Genomic DNA, 15,916 nt, shown 5'->3' with positions numbered 1-15,916 from the left:
CTCGATTGCGGCGTAACCGCAGCAATCACTAGCATGTGGTTAATAAAATAATGAAATTTAAAGCATTGATAGCAGGGGCCTTACTGGCCAGCAGCTGGACCGGCGCGGCACAAGCGGCAGACAGCGATCCGCAGTATCTTTCAGACTGGTGGCACCAGAGCGTTAACGTGGTGGGTAGCACCCACACCCGCTTCGGACCGCAGTTCAACAATGACGTGTATCTCGAATACGAAGCCTTTGCTAAAAAAGACTGGTTCGATTTCTACGGCTATGCGGATTTGACCAACTTCTTTGGCGTGGGTAACAGCAACGCTAACGGCATTTTCGACCACGGTTCGCCGCTGTTCATGGAAATTGAGCCACGTTTCTCAATTGATAAACTGACCGGCACCAGCCTGGCATTTGGTCCGTTTAAAGAGTGGTACTTCGCGAATAACTATATCTATGACATGGGTCGCAACGCTTCACAGCGTCAGAATACCTGGTACATGGGTCTGGGTACCGACATCGATACCCATAGCGATATCGGCCTGTCTCTGAACGTTTATGCAAAATACCAGTGGCAGAACTACGGTGCAGCGAACGAAAATAGCTGGGATGGATATCGCTTCAAAGTGAAATACTTTGTGCCGATTACCGATCTGTGGGGCGGCAAGCTGAGCTACATCGGCTTCACCAACTTCGACTGGGGTTCCGATCTGGGTGATGCTTCTGGCCGTACCAGCAACTCGATCGCATCCAGCCATATTCTTTCGCTGAACTACGATCACTGGCACGTTTCTACCGTGGCACGTTATTTCCACAATGGCGGCCAGTGGGCGGATGGTCAGGAGCTGAACTTCGGCAACGGTCCGTTTGAAGTGAAATCGACGGGCTGGGGTTACTACCTGGTCGTGGGTTACAACTTCTAATACGCTGATGCTATAGCGGCGCAATTTTCGCGTGTTTCTTAAGCCTTAATATCGCTTCAGAAGTGCATTAAATTGCGCCGCAACGTTGCTGACGGGCTGTAAAAAACCGGGCCGTCAAATTTGCGGTTTATAAGCATTCACCATCCAGGGCACCCCGAATTTATCGGTAAACATGCCAAAACCGTGCGCCCAAAACGTCGGTTCCCACTTTTTCGTCACTTCCCCACCCGCTGACAACGCATCAAACCAGCGTTTTCCCTGCGCTTCATCTGGCGTGGATAGACTCACGGAAAATCCGGCGTAGTCTGTTTGTTGTGCACCATCACTCATCATCAATTCACCCTGTCCGATACGTAAATGGGCATGCATGATTTGTTCTGGCGAGAAGGTGGCGCCAGAGGGGCAGCCTTCATCCTCAACAGGGGTTTCATCCGGCATATCACCGAAAGTCATTTTGAACAGCAATTCGCCGTCAGTGGCCGCGAGATAGAAGGCGATCGCCTCTTCACAGCGGCCGTTGTAAAACACATAAGGTGTAATTTGCATGGTCAGTTCTCCACAATTGGAACGTCCAGTGCAAGTGTAGTGGGCAATAAGTAATCAGCTGCGAGCCAGGCCGCACTCTTACCTTTGTTGACAATAGCGGCGGAACAGCTGAGCCATGTATGCACTCATTGGCGTCAGCGCGGTGTCTTTTCGCTGGATCATATAGAAGGTGGCTTTCGGCAGCGGGTCGTCAAGATCGAGGGCAATGAGCTGGCCACCGTGCGTGGGATCTTTAATTAAATCGTGGAAAAATCACTTTCACTCTTAAAGATATGCGATAAGCCAATTTTTTATTTCAAATAACGAAAAACGAGGATAACCATGAGAAGGGCAAAAGCCCCCACTGGCCAAATAGGCCCCTGAGGAAAGTAATGCACAAAAACAACGCCAAAGATGATGGTTAGCAACGCAGGTCCATAATATGAAAATAAAAATTTAAACTGCCATTTTATAAACCTCTTTAAATAGTTAATCATGATTATTGATCATCCGGTTGATAATTCTAGCCAACTCATATTCGGAAACATTTTCTCCTCTGTATGCTCCTGAACGCACAAATATAGGCTCAATCAGGAAGTACATCATTTCGAGTTCTCTGGTATAAAGTGCAGCGTAGTAGTTAGGAAACCTGAGTTGCAGATAATGGGCACAATCTGCTGCTTTCTGAACTATGCCATATATGCTGACCAGTCCAGCTATCGCGCCCACTCTTCGCCCAGCCAGCGCGCTCATTTCAAGCCTCATATTTATACTCAGCGCTACCACGGTTGCTACGGATAGCGCCAAGCCAGCACCTGTTAAAGTGCTGACGGAAATGCGTACGTTTAACGCCATCAGATATTTATTAATATTTTCTAATTGCTCATAATTTTTGAATCTGAAAACTTCATCGAAATAGAGTTTAAGCATATCAAAGATAATATTATTATTTTCGATTAATTTAGTTATACCCAATAAAAACCTGATGTCCTCAGATTTCTGTTGCTGACATACATCCAGGTATTCTTCAGTAAAGCAAGACGCATAAAACAATATACGTTGAGAACCTGCACCTAAAGTTTTAATCTGTTTAACCACTTGCTCGCTTACTTCAGAAACTGCATGATCTAGCTTCAACGATAAGATTTTGTTGGATTGTAAATAAGAAATAACTTCAGTCCTGTACTGCATTTGTCGCTCCTTGTGTTTATGACCGAGTGAAAGTCCATTGAACACTCATATTTTACCAAGCGGGTCACCTCATGAAATTCTCACCATTATATAATTTGAAAAATCCAGGATGAAAATTTATTGTTAATATCAATAGATTCATTAATATAAAGCAAAAGCAACCAATAACACACAGTTACTTTGTGGTTTTATGAGGTTTCACACAATCATTTTCATTCGCTGCGAGCCAGGCCGCACTCTTACCTTTGTTGACAATAGCGCCGGAACAGCTGAGCCATGTAAGCACTCATGGGCGTCAGCGCGGTGTCTTTTCGCTGGATCAAATAGAAAGTCGCTTTCGGCAGCGGATCGTCAAGATCGAGGGCAATGAGCTGGCCACCGTGCGTCGGATCTTCGATGACATCACGCGAGATAATGCTGACAAAGTCACTTTTCGCGACCAGGCTGGTGCAGGCCATAAAGGTTTCGCAGGTCACTACGATCTTTGGTGCCATACCGCGTTCGCCAAACAGATCGTGCAGCAAGCGGTAATAGCTGCCCTGCGGCGTTGGCATGGTCCAGTCGCAGTGCTGCAATTCCGCTAACGAGCGGGCATGCGCCATCGGGTGCCCTTTGCGCATCACCACCTGATAGTCGCGCTGCATCAGTCTTTCAAAGATCAGCTCCTGATCCAGGTGATGCTGATCGTAGGTATTAATGGTGAAATCCAGCGCGCCCTGCCGCAATTCATGCACCATCGACACCAGTTGCCCCTCAACAATGCGCACCTTCACCAGCGGATATTCACGATGAAACTGAGTGATCACCTGCGGCATGATGGTACGCGCAATGCTGCCGCCCACGCCGATATTCACTCTTCCACCCGCCAATCCCAATCGCTGCTGAATATCTTCCTGCGCCACACGTAGCTCTTCCAGCACCAGACTGGCGTGGCGGAAAAAGTTATCACCGATATCCGTCAGCGTGACGCCCTGCTGACGACGTTCGAACAAGCGCGCACCGAGTGCCAATTCCAGTTCCTGAATCGCTTTGGTCAGCGCAGGCTGTGAAAGTCCCGATAAGCGGCTGGCAGCGCGAATACTGCCCTGGCGGGCCACATCGACAAAGGCGCGCAGCTGATGAAGTTTAAGGTTGGCAGGCATAATTTTTGTGATAACCGTTGTTTATCAGTGACAAGATATTCGCATCTTATGCGCACCAATACCATTGTGTAGATTCGGGATAATGCATAAAAAACCAACACAAAGGATATGCCTATGAAAACCCTCTCCGACCTCGTCAACGCGCGGATTCCACAGATGCAAAGCTGGCGTCGCGATCTGCACCATTTTGCCGAATCGGGCTGGCTGGAGTTCCGTACCGCAACGATAGTGGCAGAAGAGCTGCATCGTCTTGGTTATCAGCTTAAGCTGGGCCGTGAAGTGATCGATGCCGATGCGCGCATGGGACTGCCTTCTGATGAAGTGCTGGCGCAGCAGGAAGCTCGTGCACTGGAGCAAGGCGCCCTGCCACAGTGGATTTCACACTTCTCGGGTGGTTTCTGCGGCGTGGTCGCCACGCTGGAGACCGGCCGTCCCGGCCCGGTGATGGGTTTTCGTGTCGATATGGATGCGCTGGACCAGAACGAAAGCCGCGATGCTGACCACATCCCCACTCGCGAAGGTTTTGCCTCCTGCAATTCCGGCATGATGCACGCCTGCGGCCACGACGGCCATACCACTATCGGCCTGGCGCTGGCGGGCGTGTTGATGGAGATGAAAGATCAGCTCAGCGGCACGATTAAAATTATCTTTCAGCCAGCGGAAGAAGGTGTGCGCGGTGCAAAAGCCATGGTCGCTGCGGGCGTGGTGGATGATGTGGATCTGTTTACCGCTATCCATCTCGGCACAGGCGTGCCCGCAGGCGAAATCGTTTGCGGCAGCGATAGCTTCCTGGCCACCACCAAACTGGATGTCAATTTCACCGGCGTAGGTGCCCATGCGGGCGGTAAACCAGAAGAGGGTCGTAACGCCTTGCTGGCCGCCGCGCAAGCCACACTGGCGTTACACAACCTGCCACAACACAGCGGCGGTGTAGCTCGCGTCAACGTGGGTGTGTTGCAGGCGGGATCCGGACGCAACGTGGTACCCGATTATGCCCTGATGAAAGTGGAGACCCGTGGCGTCAGCAATCAGGTCAATGACGACATCTATCAGCAGGCCCTGCGCGTGATTTCCGGCGCGGCAGCGATGTATGGCGTTGAGTACGACATCAAACTGATGGGCGGCGCGCGCAGCTGCACCCCTAGTCAGCCGTGGGTCGACTTTATTCATCAGCAGGCCGATGCCATGGGGATTTTCAGCTCGGTGATTGACACCAAAAAGCAGGCCGCCGGTTCAGAAGATGCCACTTACATGCTGGAGCGCGTGCAGCAGCGCGGCGGCCAGTCATCGTATGTGATCTTCGGCTGCGACCTGGCGGCAGGCCACCACAACGCGAAGTTCGATTTTGACGAAGCGATCATGGCCACCGCAGTGCAAACGCTCGCCACCTTAGCGCTGAATCAGGCGCAGTTTGGAGGCCAGCGATGAGCCATCACGACTTTATCGATCATTACATCAACGAAAACCAGCCGCGCTTTACTGCCCTCAGCGATGCGATCTGGGATGTACCCGAAACGCGCTTTGAAGAGACGCAATCCGCGGCGATTCTGGCCGATGCGCTGGAGCAGGAAGGCTTTACCGTTGAACGTGGTGTGGGCAACATCGACACCGCCTTTATCGCCAGCATCGGCAGCGGTAAGCCGGTGATTGCCATCCTTGGTGAGTTTGATGCGTTGGCCGGTTTGAGCCAGCAATCAGGCTGTGCCACACCACAACCGCTGGTGGAAAACGGCAATGGGCACGGCTGCGGCCATAATCTGCTGGGCACCGCCGGACTGGCCGCTGCCTTTGCCATCAAGGCATGGTGGGCCGAAAACGGCCAACGCGGCACACTGCGCTTTTACGGCTGTCCGGGCGAGGAAGGCGGTTCCGGCAAAACCTTCATGGTGCGCGAAGGCCTGTTTGATGATGTCGACGCGGCAGTGACCTGGCATCCCGAAGGTTTCAGCGGCATGTTCAATCTCAGCACGCTCGCTAATATCCAGGCCGCTTTTCACTTCAAAGGCGTAGCTGCACACGCGGCTAACTCACCGCATCTGGGACGCAGTGCGCTGGATGCCGTGACGCTGATGAACACCGGTGCCAACTTCCTGCGCGAGCACATTGTGCAGGAAGCGCGCGTACACTACGCCGTGACCAATACCGGCGGCGTCTCCCCCAATGTAGTGCAAGCCGATGCTGAAGTGCTGTATCTGATTCGCGCGCCAGAACTCGATCAGGCACAGGATATCTATCAGCGGGTAATCAACATCGCCAAAGGCGCGGCCCTGATGACCGACACCACCATGACGGTACGCTTCGACAAAGCCTGCTCTAATTACGTTCCCAATCGCGCGCTGGAAGCGGTAATGGAGCGCAACTTGCATCAGTTTGGCTTGCCCGAGTACAGCGCGGAGGAGCAGCAGTTCGCCGCCGAGATTCGTGCCACGCTAACAAAGGACGATCTGCGCAATGCGCGTTTGAACGCAGCGCGCACTGGCGGTGAAGCCGGTATCGCCTGGACCGAGGCGCTGGGCGACAAAATTTTGATGGACGAAGTGGCACCCTACGCCGTGACGCGTGAGTTGCTGTATGGCTCAACCGATGTCGGCGATGTGAGTTGGGTGACGCCAACCGCGCAGTGCTTTGCGCCCTGCTTCGCCTTTGGTACGCCGCTGCACACCTGGCAACTGGTGGCGCAGGGTCGCACCTCGCTAGGCCACAAAGGCATGTGCCTGGCTGCCAAAGTCATGGCCGCCACCGCGCTGACCTTGTTACAGGATGAAGAAGCACTGGCACGCTGCACAGAAGAGTTCCGTCGCGTACGCAGCGAACAGCCTTATAACTGCCCAATTCCGGCGGATGTGACGCCATCGAAGTTGTCATCCTGAAATAAACGCGGTGCTCAGATTCAGTGCGCAGAAATGCGCACACTGCGGGGCTTGGGCGCAGTGATGGGTTGTACCGCAATTGTAGGTTTGCTGCAGTTATGGGGCATGCCGCAATTGGAGGTTTACCGCAGTTGTAGTGGGCGCATTTATGCGCCCAGAAATAGCCAAAACACTATAAAAATGACAGCCCCAACGCGGGCATGCAAATACAACAGACATGACGAGGAAATACCGATGGAAGTGACCACGGAGAACCGCAGCCCAGGGAAGCTGTTTAGCTGGATTGAGCGGGTCGGCAATAAAGTGCCCAACCCGTTCTTACTGTTTGTCTATTTGATCGTGGTATTGATGGTCGCCACCGCGATTATCAGCTATTTCGATCTGGCAGTGAAAAATCCCACCAATGGCGAATTGGTGCGGGTCAACAATCTGCTGAGCGTGGCAGGGATTCAATGGATTCTGCCGAACATCATCAAAAACTTCAGCGGCTTTACCCCACTGGGCTCGATTCTGGCGCTGGTGATTGGTGCGGGCCTGGCGGAGAAAGTCGGCCTGCTGCAATCGCTGATGGTGAAGATGGCCTCACGCGTGAGCCGCCGCTACGCCAGCTATATGGTGCTGTTTATCGCCTTCTTCAGCCATATCTCATCCGATGCCGCGCTGGTGGTGATGCCACCGCTGGGCGCGCTGATCTTCCTCGCCGTGGGTCGTCATCCGGTGGCGGGTTTACTGGCGGCTATCGCGGGTGTGGCTTCCGGCTTTACCGCCAACCTGCTGATCGTTACCACCGACGTGCTGCTCTCCGGCATCAGTACCGAAGCGGCGAAAGCGGTGAGCGATACCGTGCACGTGAGTGTGATCGATAACTGGTTCTTTATGGCCAGCTCGGTGATTGTGCTGACGATTGCCGGTGCCATCCTTACTGATAAATTCGTCGAGCCACGCCTGCCTGTATGGAATGGCGTCAACAACGATCGCCTGCCGCCGCTGACCGCACTGGAGAACCGTGGCCTGAAAGCCGCAGGGATTGCCGCACTGGTATTTATCGCGCTGATGGCTCTGCTGGTGGTGCCGGAACATGCCCCGCTGCGTAACCCAAAAACTGGCGGTATCATCCCTTCGCCGTTTATTCAGGGCATTGTGCCGATCATCATCCTGTTCTTCTTTGTGGTGGCGATTGCTTACGGCGCGGTGACAAAGCAGATTCGTCGGGCTGATGACATCCCACAGCTGCTGGTGGATCCGATGAAGAGCATGGCAGGCTTTATTGTGATGGTGTTCCCGCTGTCACAGTTTGTCGCCTTCTTTAACTGGAGCAACATGGGCAAATTCATGGCGATCGGTCTGACCGATATGCTGGAAAGTGCCGGCATCAGTGGCGCGCCCGCGTTCCTCGGTTTGATGTTCCTGTCGGCATTTCTGTGCATGTTTATCGCCAGCGGCTCGGCCATCTGGTCGATTCTGGCGCCGGTATTCGTGCCGATGTTTATGCTGCTCGGCTTCCATCCGGCATTTGCCCAGATGATTTTCCGCATCGCGGATTCTGCCGTATTGCCACTGGCGCCAATGTCGCCGTTCCTGCCACTGTTCCTTGGATTCCTGCAGCGATACCAAAAAGATGCGCAACTTGGTACCTATTATGTGCTGATCTTCCCGTATCCTGTGGTGTTCTTTATCAGCTGGATCGTGCTGCTGCTGGCATGGTACGCACTAGGTTTACCGATTGGTCCAGGCGTCTACCCGAGCCTGCACTAAATGCATCGCCATGGACGGCGATCACACTTCTGTGAACTGCAACGTAGATTGCGAAAATGTCACCGTTGCCCCTCTCGGCAACCCGCGATGAATTGATTATCCTGCTATTCCTTCGCTTGCTAACGGTTAATTATTTTTAAAACCCATAAAACCGGGCGAGTTCTGCAAACACCGAGGTTTATCCAATAATGACAACATTCACTTCGACAGGGATGGCGAACGATCACATCGCAGCGGATCGCCGCACCTTAGCCGGGCGCATCGATGCGCTGCCCTCATCCGCAGGCTTATGGCGTTTTATTACGATGCTGGCACTGGGCGGTTTTTTTGAGCTCTACGACCTGTTTGAAACCGGCTATATCAGCTCTGGTCTACTGGCTGCTGGCGTGTTTCATACCGGCTCGGAAGGGGTCTTCGGCATTGCTGACCAGGCTGCCTTTGCTTCTGCCACTTTCCTCGGCCTGTTCGTCGGTGCCAGCCTGTTAGCACCCTATGCCGACCGCTTTGGTCGTCGTCTGACCTTTATGTGCGCACTGGCATGGTACGGCGTGTTCTCGCTGTTGATGGCGTTCCAGCAGAGCGCTGAAATGATCATCCTGTTCCGCTTCCTGGTCGGTATCGGCCTCGGCGTTGAGCTGGTGACCATCGATACCTATCTGTCTGAATGGGTGCCTGCTCATCTCCGCAGCCGCGCTTTTGCCTACTCTTTCTTTATCCAGTTCCTGTCCGTACCCGCGGTGGCGCTGATGTCATGGTGGCTGGTGCCACAAACTATCCTGAGCCTTGAAGGCTGGCGCTGGGTGGTGATCGCTGGCGCTGTCTGTTCACTGGTAATCTGGCTGATTCGTAAAAACCTGCCGGAATCGGCACGCTGGCTGGCACAGCAGGGCCGTCATCAGGAAGCGCACAGGGTGCTGAGTGAGATGGAGAAACGCTGCGGTATTGCGCCGGGCGAAGATTTCTCTGACAGCGATGCCTCCGCAGCGTTGCCGAAAAAAGGTCGCTTCAGCGAGATTTGGTCACCGGCTTACCGCAAGCGTACGCTGATGCTGGTGGTGATGAACTTTTTCCAGGCGATTGGCTTCTTCGGCTTCGGTAACTGGCTGCCTGCGTTGCTGTCCGGTAAAGGTGCGACCGTGACGCACAGCTTGCTTTATGCCTTTTTCATTACTCTCGCCTATCCGCTGGGCTCACTGATTTGCAGCCGCTACGCCGATAAACTCGAGAATAAATGGCAAATCGTTTTCTCCTCCCTGATGACGGTGGTGTTCGGTACGCTGTTTGCGCTGGCAACCAATCCGGTGCTGATGATCATCTGTGGCTTCCTGATCACCTACAGCAACGCGTGGCTGACCTTTAGCTACCACGCCTATCAGACCGAGATTTTCCCTACGCATATTCGCGCTCGCGCGGTGGGTTTCTGCTACTCGTTCAGCCGCCTGTCGACGGTGTTCAGCAGTATTTTGATTGGCCTTATTTTGCAGTACGCCGGGAGTCAGGGCGTGATCGCCTTTATCGTGCTGAGCATGCTGATGGTCATGCTGTCAGTGGGGATTTACGGTCCGAAGACGCGCGGGCTGGATTTGGAGAATATTTGAGTAATCAATCGGCCGTGGGCGGGAATATGCCGCCCACTATTTCGCAAGTTTGTCTAACTGCGCGAAGGCGAGATCCCATGGCAAACGCCTGCCACTGTCTCGCATCTGACAATAAGCCCGGCGTGCGCCATCCACTGTAATAATCTGATGCTCAATCATTTCTTCCACAACCCAAAGCGTTCCACGAACCTCTATACCCTCTTCTTGGCAACTCGATTAAGCGCTCTGTCACCGGTTAATAGCGGGCAGATTTCCTGTTTAGCCAGGGCTAGCGCAAAACAATCATTTCGGCTGGGCGCACGCACACGCCCAATGAGTTTTATGGCGTAAGTCATAGTGGTTGAGCTTAATTCTCCAATGACCAATCCTTTATCAAGCAAATCGGCATGGTGGGTTTCAAGCTCATCAAAATAGAGTAAATCTGGCACGGTAAACTGGTAGGGCAATTCGAAGAGCGCATCTAATAAATCGCCCTCTTCCATATCAATTAATATGTTGGCATCACTGATGAGAATGATCATCAGACCACCCCATCTGTCGCTCGCGGAGGAAGGTGACTAACGAGATGCCCATTAGCTCAGCCGCTTTACCTTCACTGATAATCCCTTCGCCTAACGCGCGATAAATTAACTGGGGAAAAAGCATAGTGCTCTCACGCGCAACCTGATCACCAGGCTCCTGTTTACGCCATTTTCGCGCAGAGAACATCATGATCAGATCTTTACGTTTGCCCTCTGTTATCACGTTCAGATCGGCAGCGCGGTAAACGCAGGCCAACATGCTCAGACCATAATCCATTTTTTGCAGGTAAAGTTCTTTCACCTCAAGACGAGCACGCCGGTGACCAAAGTGCTGAAACACGGCACTCGCAGGGAAAAGCAAAGCCCCCGCAAAGCGATGACAGGCTTTCTCCTCATCAAGATGAGATGCAAGGCGACCCTGTAAAATCAAATGCCCCAGTTCATGCGCCAGGGTAAACCGCTGGCGATCACCGGGCCATTTAGCAGAAATAACGATGACAGGTATGGCATCAATCATCGCCTGGCAGCCATCAAACTTGTCAGAGTGATCGATATCCGTGACGATAACCAGAATCCCATGGCTTTCCAGCACATCAATCAAGTGGGTAATGGGCTGTTGACCCAGTCCCCACTGCAGCCGAACGTGATCGGTAATCGTTTCAATCTGCTCATAGTTCTCAACTTGCCCAGCAGGCAGCTGAGGTTGAGCAAATATAGGCACAGGGAAGTTAGGCCACAGATTGGCAAGTTCAAGCCACCGTTCAGCCTGATCAATCACATCAGCATGGATCTGCGCCAACATTTTGGCCGATAGCGTCTGGCGTTTGCGGTACTCGATATTTTTCAGTGCCACCGTCGTCGGGCGGAAGAAATATTCGTTACGCACGCCTAACGCGCGCGACATTTTCACCAGCACCGCAGACCCCGGCATGCTTTCGTTATGCTCGTATTTCTTGATCATATTGGCGCTGACGCCGGCCTTTTCAGCCAGCTGCTTCATGGATAAGCCCGCAGCGGAGCGCGCGCGCAATAAACGTTCTCCAAACACACTGACCTCCGTTGGTTTATAAAAAAAGTAACTTTTACAATTTTATAAACCGGAATTATGTGCGCTTAACGATGGCCTTGCAATGAGAGGGATGAAAAATGAGACAAGGCTTGTAGGGATGTAATTTTTGAGGGGGGTGAAGAACACAATTATTGCAACGGTAGGTATGAATGCTTCATTTAGTCAGTGAGGTCGGTGAGTTAAAGAAAGCGACAGGAAGCTGGATACACTATTACAACCACGAACGGATCAATACGGGGTTAGGTGGACTGAGTCCGGTACAATACCGAACACAGCATGAACACGCGATGTTTTAACTGTCCAGGTTAAGGGTTCACTTCATAAATTGCGCCGCTATCAGTGCAGTCTGTAGCGGCGCGATTTATCGTGCTTTAAAACACAGTGTTACTTTACTGCCCTTCCAGCACCTTAATATCCGCGCTGCCTTGCTTCGACTCTACCGCTTCATCCTTGCGCAGTTTCGCCACATCCTTCGCCGTTACCGTCGACTTCGCGCCATTACCCCAGCTGCCGCGGATGAAGTTCACCACATCAGCGACCTGGTTGTCGTTCAGACGCCAGCCGAACGCCGGCATGGTGATGGCTGACGGTGCACCCTGCACGCCAGGCAAGGTGCCGCCCACCAACACGATATGGATCAGTGAAGTTGGGTCCTCGGCCATCACCACCGGATTGCCACGCAGCGCCGGGTAGAAGCGCTGATAGCCGCTGCCGTCGGTTTTATGACAGGCCGCACAGCTATCGACATACACTGATGCGCCTGGCTGGCTGTCATCGCCCTTCCACAATGCTTTGGCAACGGCATCGTCCTGCGTAAACACTGTCTGGCTGGCATCCTTCGCACCCAGCGATTTCAGATACTTAGCAATGGCGCCGATATCTTCGTCGTTCAAATACTGCAGGCTGTGCTGTACCACGTCGGTCATGCCACCAAACACAGCGGTGTGATCGTTGCGGCCATAGCGCAGGAACTGTTTCAGGTCATCTTCGCTCCAGCGGCCTAAACCATCACGGTTGTCACCGCGCAGATTGCTGGCGGTCCAGCCGTCAATCGGTGCGCTGCTGCCTGACAGGTAATCATTGCCTTCACCATTGGTCAGCGCTTTTTCCTGCATGGTGATGCTGCGTGGCGTATGGCAGGCACCGCAGTGACCCAATCCTTCCACCAGATAACGACCACGCGCCAGCGCCGGATCTTCCTGCGCGGCTGGCTGGAACGCTTTCACGTCTGGTGCAAACATGCCGCGCCAGATGGAGAGCGGCCAGCGCATCGACAGCGGCCAGGGAATGTCGCTGTCTTTGTTAGCCTGCGACACCGGCTGTACGCCATGCATAAAGTAGGCATACAACGCCTGCATGTCGTCATCGCTGACCACCGCGTAAGACGGATAAGGCATCGCTGGATAGAGCGTATCGCCATTTTTCGCCACGCCGTGACGCACCGCTTTCTGGAAATCGTCGTAGCTGTAGTCACCAATACCGGTGGTTTTGTCCGGGGTGATGTTAGTGGAGTAAATGGTGCCAATGGGCGTCGCCATCGGTAAGCCACCGGCAAACGGCTTGCCGCCTGCAGTGCTGTGACAGGCCACGCAGTCACCCGCGCGCGCCAGATACTCACCGCGCTTTACCAGTGCGTCCGAACCTGCTTCGTCCGCCATCGCGGCGAACGTCATCGTGCCCAGAAACAGGGCCAAAATGCTTTTGATCATCGCCGTGTTCCTTATGCCTGAACCAGTGGGCCGGGGTTTTTCAGATACTGCTCGCGGATAGCTTTGGCTGACCAATAGCTCAGCGCCGCCACCATGCCTGTTGGGTTGTAGCCGAGGCCCTGCGGGAACGCAGACGCACCAGGGACAAACACGTTCGGCACATCCCAGCTCTGCAGATAGCGGTTTACCGCACTGGTTTTCGGATCTTCACCCATGATCGCACCGCCGCTCATGTGCGTGGTCTGGTACACGGTAGTATCGAAGTGCGTGCCGGGTCCTTTGGCGCCGCCGATGATCATTTTTGGGTTCATCGCTTCGGTGATTTTGCGCATCTTGCCGACCATAAACTGCGCCATCTTGATGTCGTTATCCTGCCAGTCGAACGTCATGCGTAGCAGCGGCTGGCCATAGACATCTTTGTAGTTCGGATCGAGATCGAGATAGTTAGCGCGATACGACTGGTGCGCACCGTGCGCATCCATCGAAATGTGATGGTTGTAAGTATCGGCGACAGCAGCTTTCCACTGGCTGCCCCAGTTTGGCGTGCCTTTTGGCGTTGGCAGACCGGAGATCGGCTTGGTACCCGCCTGATTCACCCAGAACGGTGAGCCGCCGACAAAACCGTGTGGACCGTGGTCGAAGTTATCCGCGTTGAAGTCATCCACCGCCACGCCCGCACCGCCAGCCCCGATAAACGGGTTAGTGGTGGTGTTCTTGTCAAACAGCGCTTTCAGGGTCGAGATGTTCTGATAGGCAAAGTTACGGCCTACCACACCTTCGTTGCTGATCGGGTTATACGGTTTGCCGATGCCTGACAGCAACATCAGATGCACGTTGTGGAACTGGAATGCGGATAGAATCACCAGATCCGCTGGCTGCACCACTTCACGGCCCTGGCCATCCAGATAGGTCACGCCAGTGGCACGCTTCTTGTCATCCGTCAGATTCACACGCAGCACGTAGGAGTTGTTACGCAGTTCGAACTTCGGCTCCTGACGCAGTGCAGGCAGGATATTTACGTTCGGCGACGCTTTGGAGTACATGTAGCAGGCATAACCGCTGCAGTAACCGCAGAAGTTACACGGCCCCATCTGTGCGCCATAGGTGTTGGTGTACGGGCCTGAGGTGTTTGCCGACGGCATATCGTAAGGGTGATAACCCACTGATTCAGCGGCCTGTGCAAACAGCTGTGCAGAATAAGTGCGTTTCTGTGCAGGCAGTGGGAAAGCACTAGAACGATCCGGCGCGTAAGGGTTACCGCCTTTCTCTTTGCCCTGCAGCTGGCCTTTGATCGACCAGGCGCTGCCGGACGTCCCAAATACTTTTTCAGCCTGATCAAAGAACGGCTCCAGCTCATCATAGCTGACGCCAAAGTCCTGAATCGTCATGCCTTCCGGGATGAAGTTTTTACCGTAGCGTTGCTCGTAGTGGCTACGCAGGTTCAGCTCCACCGGATCGACACGGAAATGTACGCCGGACCAGTGCAGACCCGCACCGCCGGTACCGGTGCCCGGCAAAAATGCTGCCAGCTGGCGATAAGGCACCGCCGTTTGCGAAGCATCGTGACGGATAGTGACGGTGCTTTTTGACAGATCCTGGAACAGCTTTTTGCGGATGTTATACGTCAGTTCATCAATCGACTGCGGGTAAGAACCATCAGGATAGGTATCACGATGCGGACCGCGCTCCAGTGCGACCACCGTCAGACCGGCCTCGGTGAGTTCTTTCGCCATGATCGCGCCAGCCCAGCCGAAACCCACGACCACTGCATCTACTTTTTTCAATTCATTTGCCACGGTTACGCCCTCTCCCCGCGAATATCCACTGACGGGAACGGATAACGTTCACCGCGCTCTACCCAATCCATAAAGTCGGCGCGTGCGCCCGGGAAGCCAATCAGCTTCCAGCCCACCATGCCCTGGTTTCCACCATGGATTGGATCGCTGAAGTAACCCTCGCGGGTGTTCTGCAGCAGGAAGGAGAAGAAGGTCTTAGCTGCCAGCTGCGGAAATTCCGCCTGGCCGCTTTCAAACGCAGTGAGCAGTGCGTCTTGCTGTTCACCGGTTAACTCGGCAAACACTTTGCCATGCTGTTTTTTGCTCCAGCCATCCGCATCAGCGAGGCCGAGGCGATAAATTTGCTGCGGCACCAGCGGAGACTGATAGCCCAGCTCTTTGGGCAAATCGGGATTGAACGGCCCCTGCATGTACCAGTTGCTGCCGGTGGCGTAAGGCGTGTTCATTTGACGATCGATAAACTCCGGCACGCCAGCTTCCAGTGCGCCAGGGCCGCGTTCGTCATTGGGGATCAGGCGCGCCACTGCCGCAGTGATAAAGGCGAACTCTTCCGCCGTAAACCAGGTGGGCTGATAAGCGCGTGCTTGTTGAGGTGCGACGGGTTGCTCTGCTGCTCCTGCGGCCATTGGTACCACCAACGCGCCCATCGCCGAACCGCCAACGGCCATGGCTGGCGCCAGGGTGATGGTTCTCAGCAGAAAATCCCTGCGACTGTGACCATTTTTTTGTTCTGACATGACATTGCCTCATTACCACATGAATGCGGTATGAAAGTTAACTCGTTGCGTTGTATTGTTTTTTTAGTTGTGGCTTAAGGGATACAGCGTCA

General features: G+C 53.8%; 13 protein-coding genes and 2 pseudogenes. 6 read left to right on the top strand and 9 right to left on the bottom strand.

Annotation, left to right across the window (positions count from 1 at the left end; genetic code table 11):
• Positions 1-50 precede the first annotated feature (50 nt).
• Positions 51-911, top strand: coding sequence for a nucleoside-specific channel-forming protein Tsx (locus VI01_RS16820; protein ID WP_045815979.1), 861 nt, complete (start codon positions 51-53; stop codon positions 909-911).
• 114 nt (positions 912-1,025) lie between these two features.
• On the opposite strand, the gene yjdN is transcribed toward VI01_RS16820, so the two are convergent.
• From yjdN to VI01_RS16800, 4 genes and pseudogenes are all read right to left on the bottom strand, one after another.
• Positions 1,026-1,457 carry a VOC family metalloprotein YjdN gene (gene yjdN / locus VI01_RS16815; RefSeq protein WP_038643575.1) on the bottom strand — a complete coding sequence of 144 codons (432 nt, stop codon included), beginning with the start codon at positions 1,455-1,457 and terminating at the stop codon, positions 1,026-1,028.
• A 78-nt stretch (positions 1,458-1,535) separates the two neighbouring features.
• Positions 1,536-1,700 (bottom strand): annotated as a pseudogene (locus tag VI01_RS25755) (LysR family transcriptional regulator); the annotation flags it as partial.
• 225 nt (positions 1,701-1,925) lie between these two features.
• A complete protein-coding gene (locus tag VI01_RS16805; protein WP_045815977.1) occupies positions 1,926-2,627 on the bottom strand; it encodes a hypothetical protein in 702 nt (233 codons plus the stop codon).
• A gap of 239 nt (positions 2,628-2,866) precedes the next feature.
• Positions 2,867-3,769, bottom strand: a complete 903-nt coding sequence (locus VI01_RS16800; RefSeq protein ID WP_038643576.1) for a LysR family transcriptional regulator — start codon at positions 3,767-3,769, stop codon at positions 2,867-2,869.
• 114 nt (positions 3,770-3,883) lie between these two features.
• On the opposite strand from VI01_RS16800, the gene VI01_RS16795 reads away from it, so the two are divergent.
• The 4 genes from VI01_RS16795 (at position 3,884) to VI01_RS16780 (ending at position 9,992) form a co-directional block, all read left to right on the top strand.
• Positions 3,884-5,197: an amidohydrolase gene (locus VI01_RS16795; RefSeq protein ID WP_045815976.1), complete on the top strand. Its 1,314-nt coding sequence runs from the start codon at positions 3,884-3,886 to the stop codon at positions 5,195-5,197.
• Positions 5,194-6,639 carry a M20 family metallopeptidase gene (locus tag VI01_RS16790; RefSeq protein ID WP_045815975.1) on the top strand — a complete coding sequence of 482 codons (1,446 nt, stop codon included), beginning with the start codon at positions 5,194-5,196 and terminating at the stop codon, positions 6,637-6,639. The genes VI01_RS16795 and VI01_RS16790 overlap by 4 nt, the downstream gene beginning before the upstream one ends.
• Before the next feature lie 234 nt (positions 6,640-6,873).
• A complete protein-coding gene (gene abgT / locus VI01_RS16785) occupies positions 6,874-8,394 on the top strand; it encodes a p-aminobenzoyl-glutamate transporter (RefSeq protein ID WP_045815974.1) in 1,521 nt (506 codons plus the stop codon).
• Positions 8,395-8,582: 188 nt separating this feature from the next.
• Positions 8,583-9,992, top strand: a complete 1,410-nt coding sequence (locus VI01_RS16780) for an MFS transporter (RefSeq protein ID WP_045815973.1) — start codon at positions 8,583-8,585, stop codon at positions 9,990-9,992.
• Between the two features lie 191 nt (positions 9,993-10,183).
• Here the strand turns inward: VI01_RS16780 and VI01_RS16775 are convergent, their stop codons facing one another.
• Together VI01_RS16775 and VI01_RS16770 are read right to left on the bottom strand one after the other, a co-directional pair.
• Positions 10,184-10,513, bottom strand: coding sequence for a PIN domain-containing protein (locus VI01_RS16775; RefSeq protein WP_231638547.1), 330 nt, complete (start codon positions 10,511-10,513; stop codon positions 10,184-10,186).
• Positions 10,494-11,561, bottom strand: coding sequence for a helix-turn-helix domain-containing protein (locus tag VI01_RS16770; RefSeq protein ID WP_045815972.1), 1,068 nt, complete (start codon positions 11,559-11,561; stop codon positions 10,494-10,496). Before VI01_RS16770 ends, VI01_RS16775 begins: the two co-directional genes overlap by 20 nt.
• A 191-nt stretch (positions 11,562-11,752) precedes the next feature.
• On the opposite strand from VI01_RS16770, the pseudogene VI01_RS24995 reads away from it, so the two are divergent.
• Positions 11,753-11,878: pseudogene (locus VI01_RS24995) on the top strand (IS3 family transposase); the annotation flags it as partial.
• A 93-nt stretch (positions 11,879-11,971) separates the two neighbouring features.
• On the opposite strand, the gene VI01_RS16765 reads toward VI01_RS24995, so the two are convergent.
• From VI01_RS16765 to VI01_RS16755, 3 genes are read right to left on the bottom strand one after another with little or no spacing between them, the layout of a single operon-like run.
• A complete protein-coding gene (locus tag VI01_RS16765) occupies positions 11,972-13,291 on the bottom strand; it encodes a cytochrome c (RefSeq protein ID WP_045815971.1) in 1,320 nt (439 codons plus the stop codon).
• Between the two features lie 11 nt (positions 13,292-13,302).
• A complete protein-coding gene (locus tag VI01_RS16760; protein ID WP_038643584.1) occupies positions 13,303-15,087 on the bottom strand; it encodes a GMC family oxidoreductase in 1,785 nt (594 codons plus the stop codon).
• Positions 15,088-15,089: 2 nt separating this feature from the next.
• Complete coding sequence (locus VI01_RS16755) at positions 15,090-15,824, bottom strand: gluconate 2-dehydrogenase subunit 3 family protein (protein ID WP_038643585.1); 735 nt, start codon at positions 15,822-15,824, stop codon at positions 15,090-15,092.
• Between the last annotated feature and the right edge of the window lie 92 nt (positions 15,825-15,916).

It is taken from the genome of Pantoea sp. SM3 (assembly GCF_000963995.1).
In the GTDB taxonomy this organism is placed as follows: Bacteria; Pseudomonadota; Gammaproteobacteria; order Enterobacterales; family Enterobacteriaceae; genus Pantoea; species Pantoea rwandensis_B.
Note: the sequence above shows the minus strand (reverse complement) of the source record. Positions and strands in the feature narration are given on the sequence as shown.

What these genes read in the sequence shown, in the direction of transcription:
- VI01_RS16820 (WP_045815979.1), top strand. Translation starts at nt 51, where the DNA reads ATGAAATTTAAAGCATTGATAGCAGGGGCCTTACTGGCCAGCAGCTGG.
- yjdN (WP_038643575.1), bottom strand. Translation starts at nt 1,457, where the DNA reads ATGCAAATTACACCTTATGTGTTTTACAACGGCCGCTGTGAAGAGGCG.
- VI01_RS16805 (WP_045815977.1), bottom strand. Translation starts at nt 2,627, where the DNA reads ATGCAGTACAGGACTGAAGTTATTTCTTATTTACAATCCAACAAAATC.
- VI01_RS16800 (WP_038643576.1), bottom strand. Translation starts at nt 3,769, where the DNA reads ATGCCTGCCAACCTTAAACTTCATCAGCTGCGCGCCTTTGTCGATGTG.
- VI01_RS16795 (WP_045815976.1), top strand. Translation starts at nt 3,884, where the DNA reads ATGAAAACCCTCTCCGACCTCGTCAACGCGCGGATTCCACAGATGCAA.
- VI01_RS16790 (WP_045815975.1), top strand. Translation starts at nt 5,194, where the DNA reads ATGAGCCATCACGACTTTATCGATCATTACATCAACGAAAACCAGCCG.
- abgT (WP_045815974.1), top strand. Translation starts at nt 6,874, where the DNA reads ATGGAAGTGACCACGGAGAACCGCAGCCCAGGGAAGCTGTTTAGCTGG.
- VI01_RS16780 (WP_045815973.1), top strand. Translation starts at nt 8,583, where the DNA reads ATGACAACATTCACTTCGACAGGGATGGCGAACGATCACATCGCAGCG.
- VI01_RS16775 (WP_231638547.1), bottom strand. Translation starts at nt 10,513, where the DNA reads ATGATCATTCTCATCAGTGATGCCAACATATTAATTGATATGGAAGAG.
- VI01_RS16765 (WP_045815971.1), bottom strand. Translation starts at nt 13,291, where the DNA reads ATGATCAAAAGCATTTTGGCCCTGTTTCTGGGCACGATGACGTTCGCC.
- VI01_RS16755 (WP_038643585.1), bottom strand. Translation starts at nt 15,824, where the DNA reads ATGTCAGAACAAAAAAATGGTCACAGTCGCAGGGATTTTCTGCTGAGA.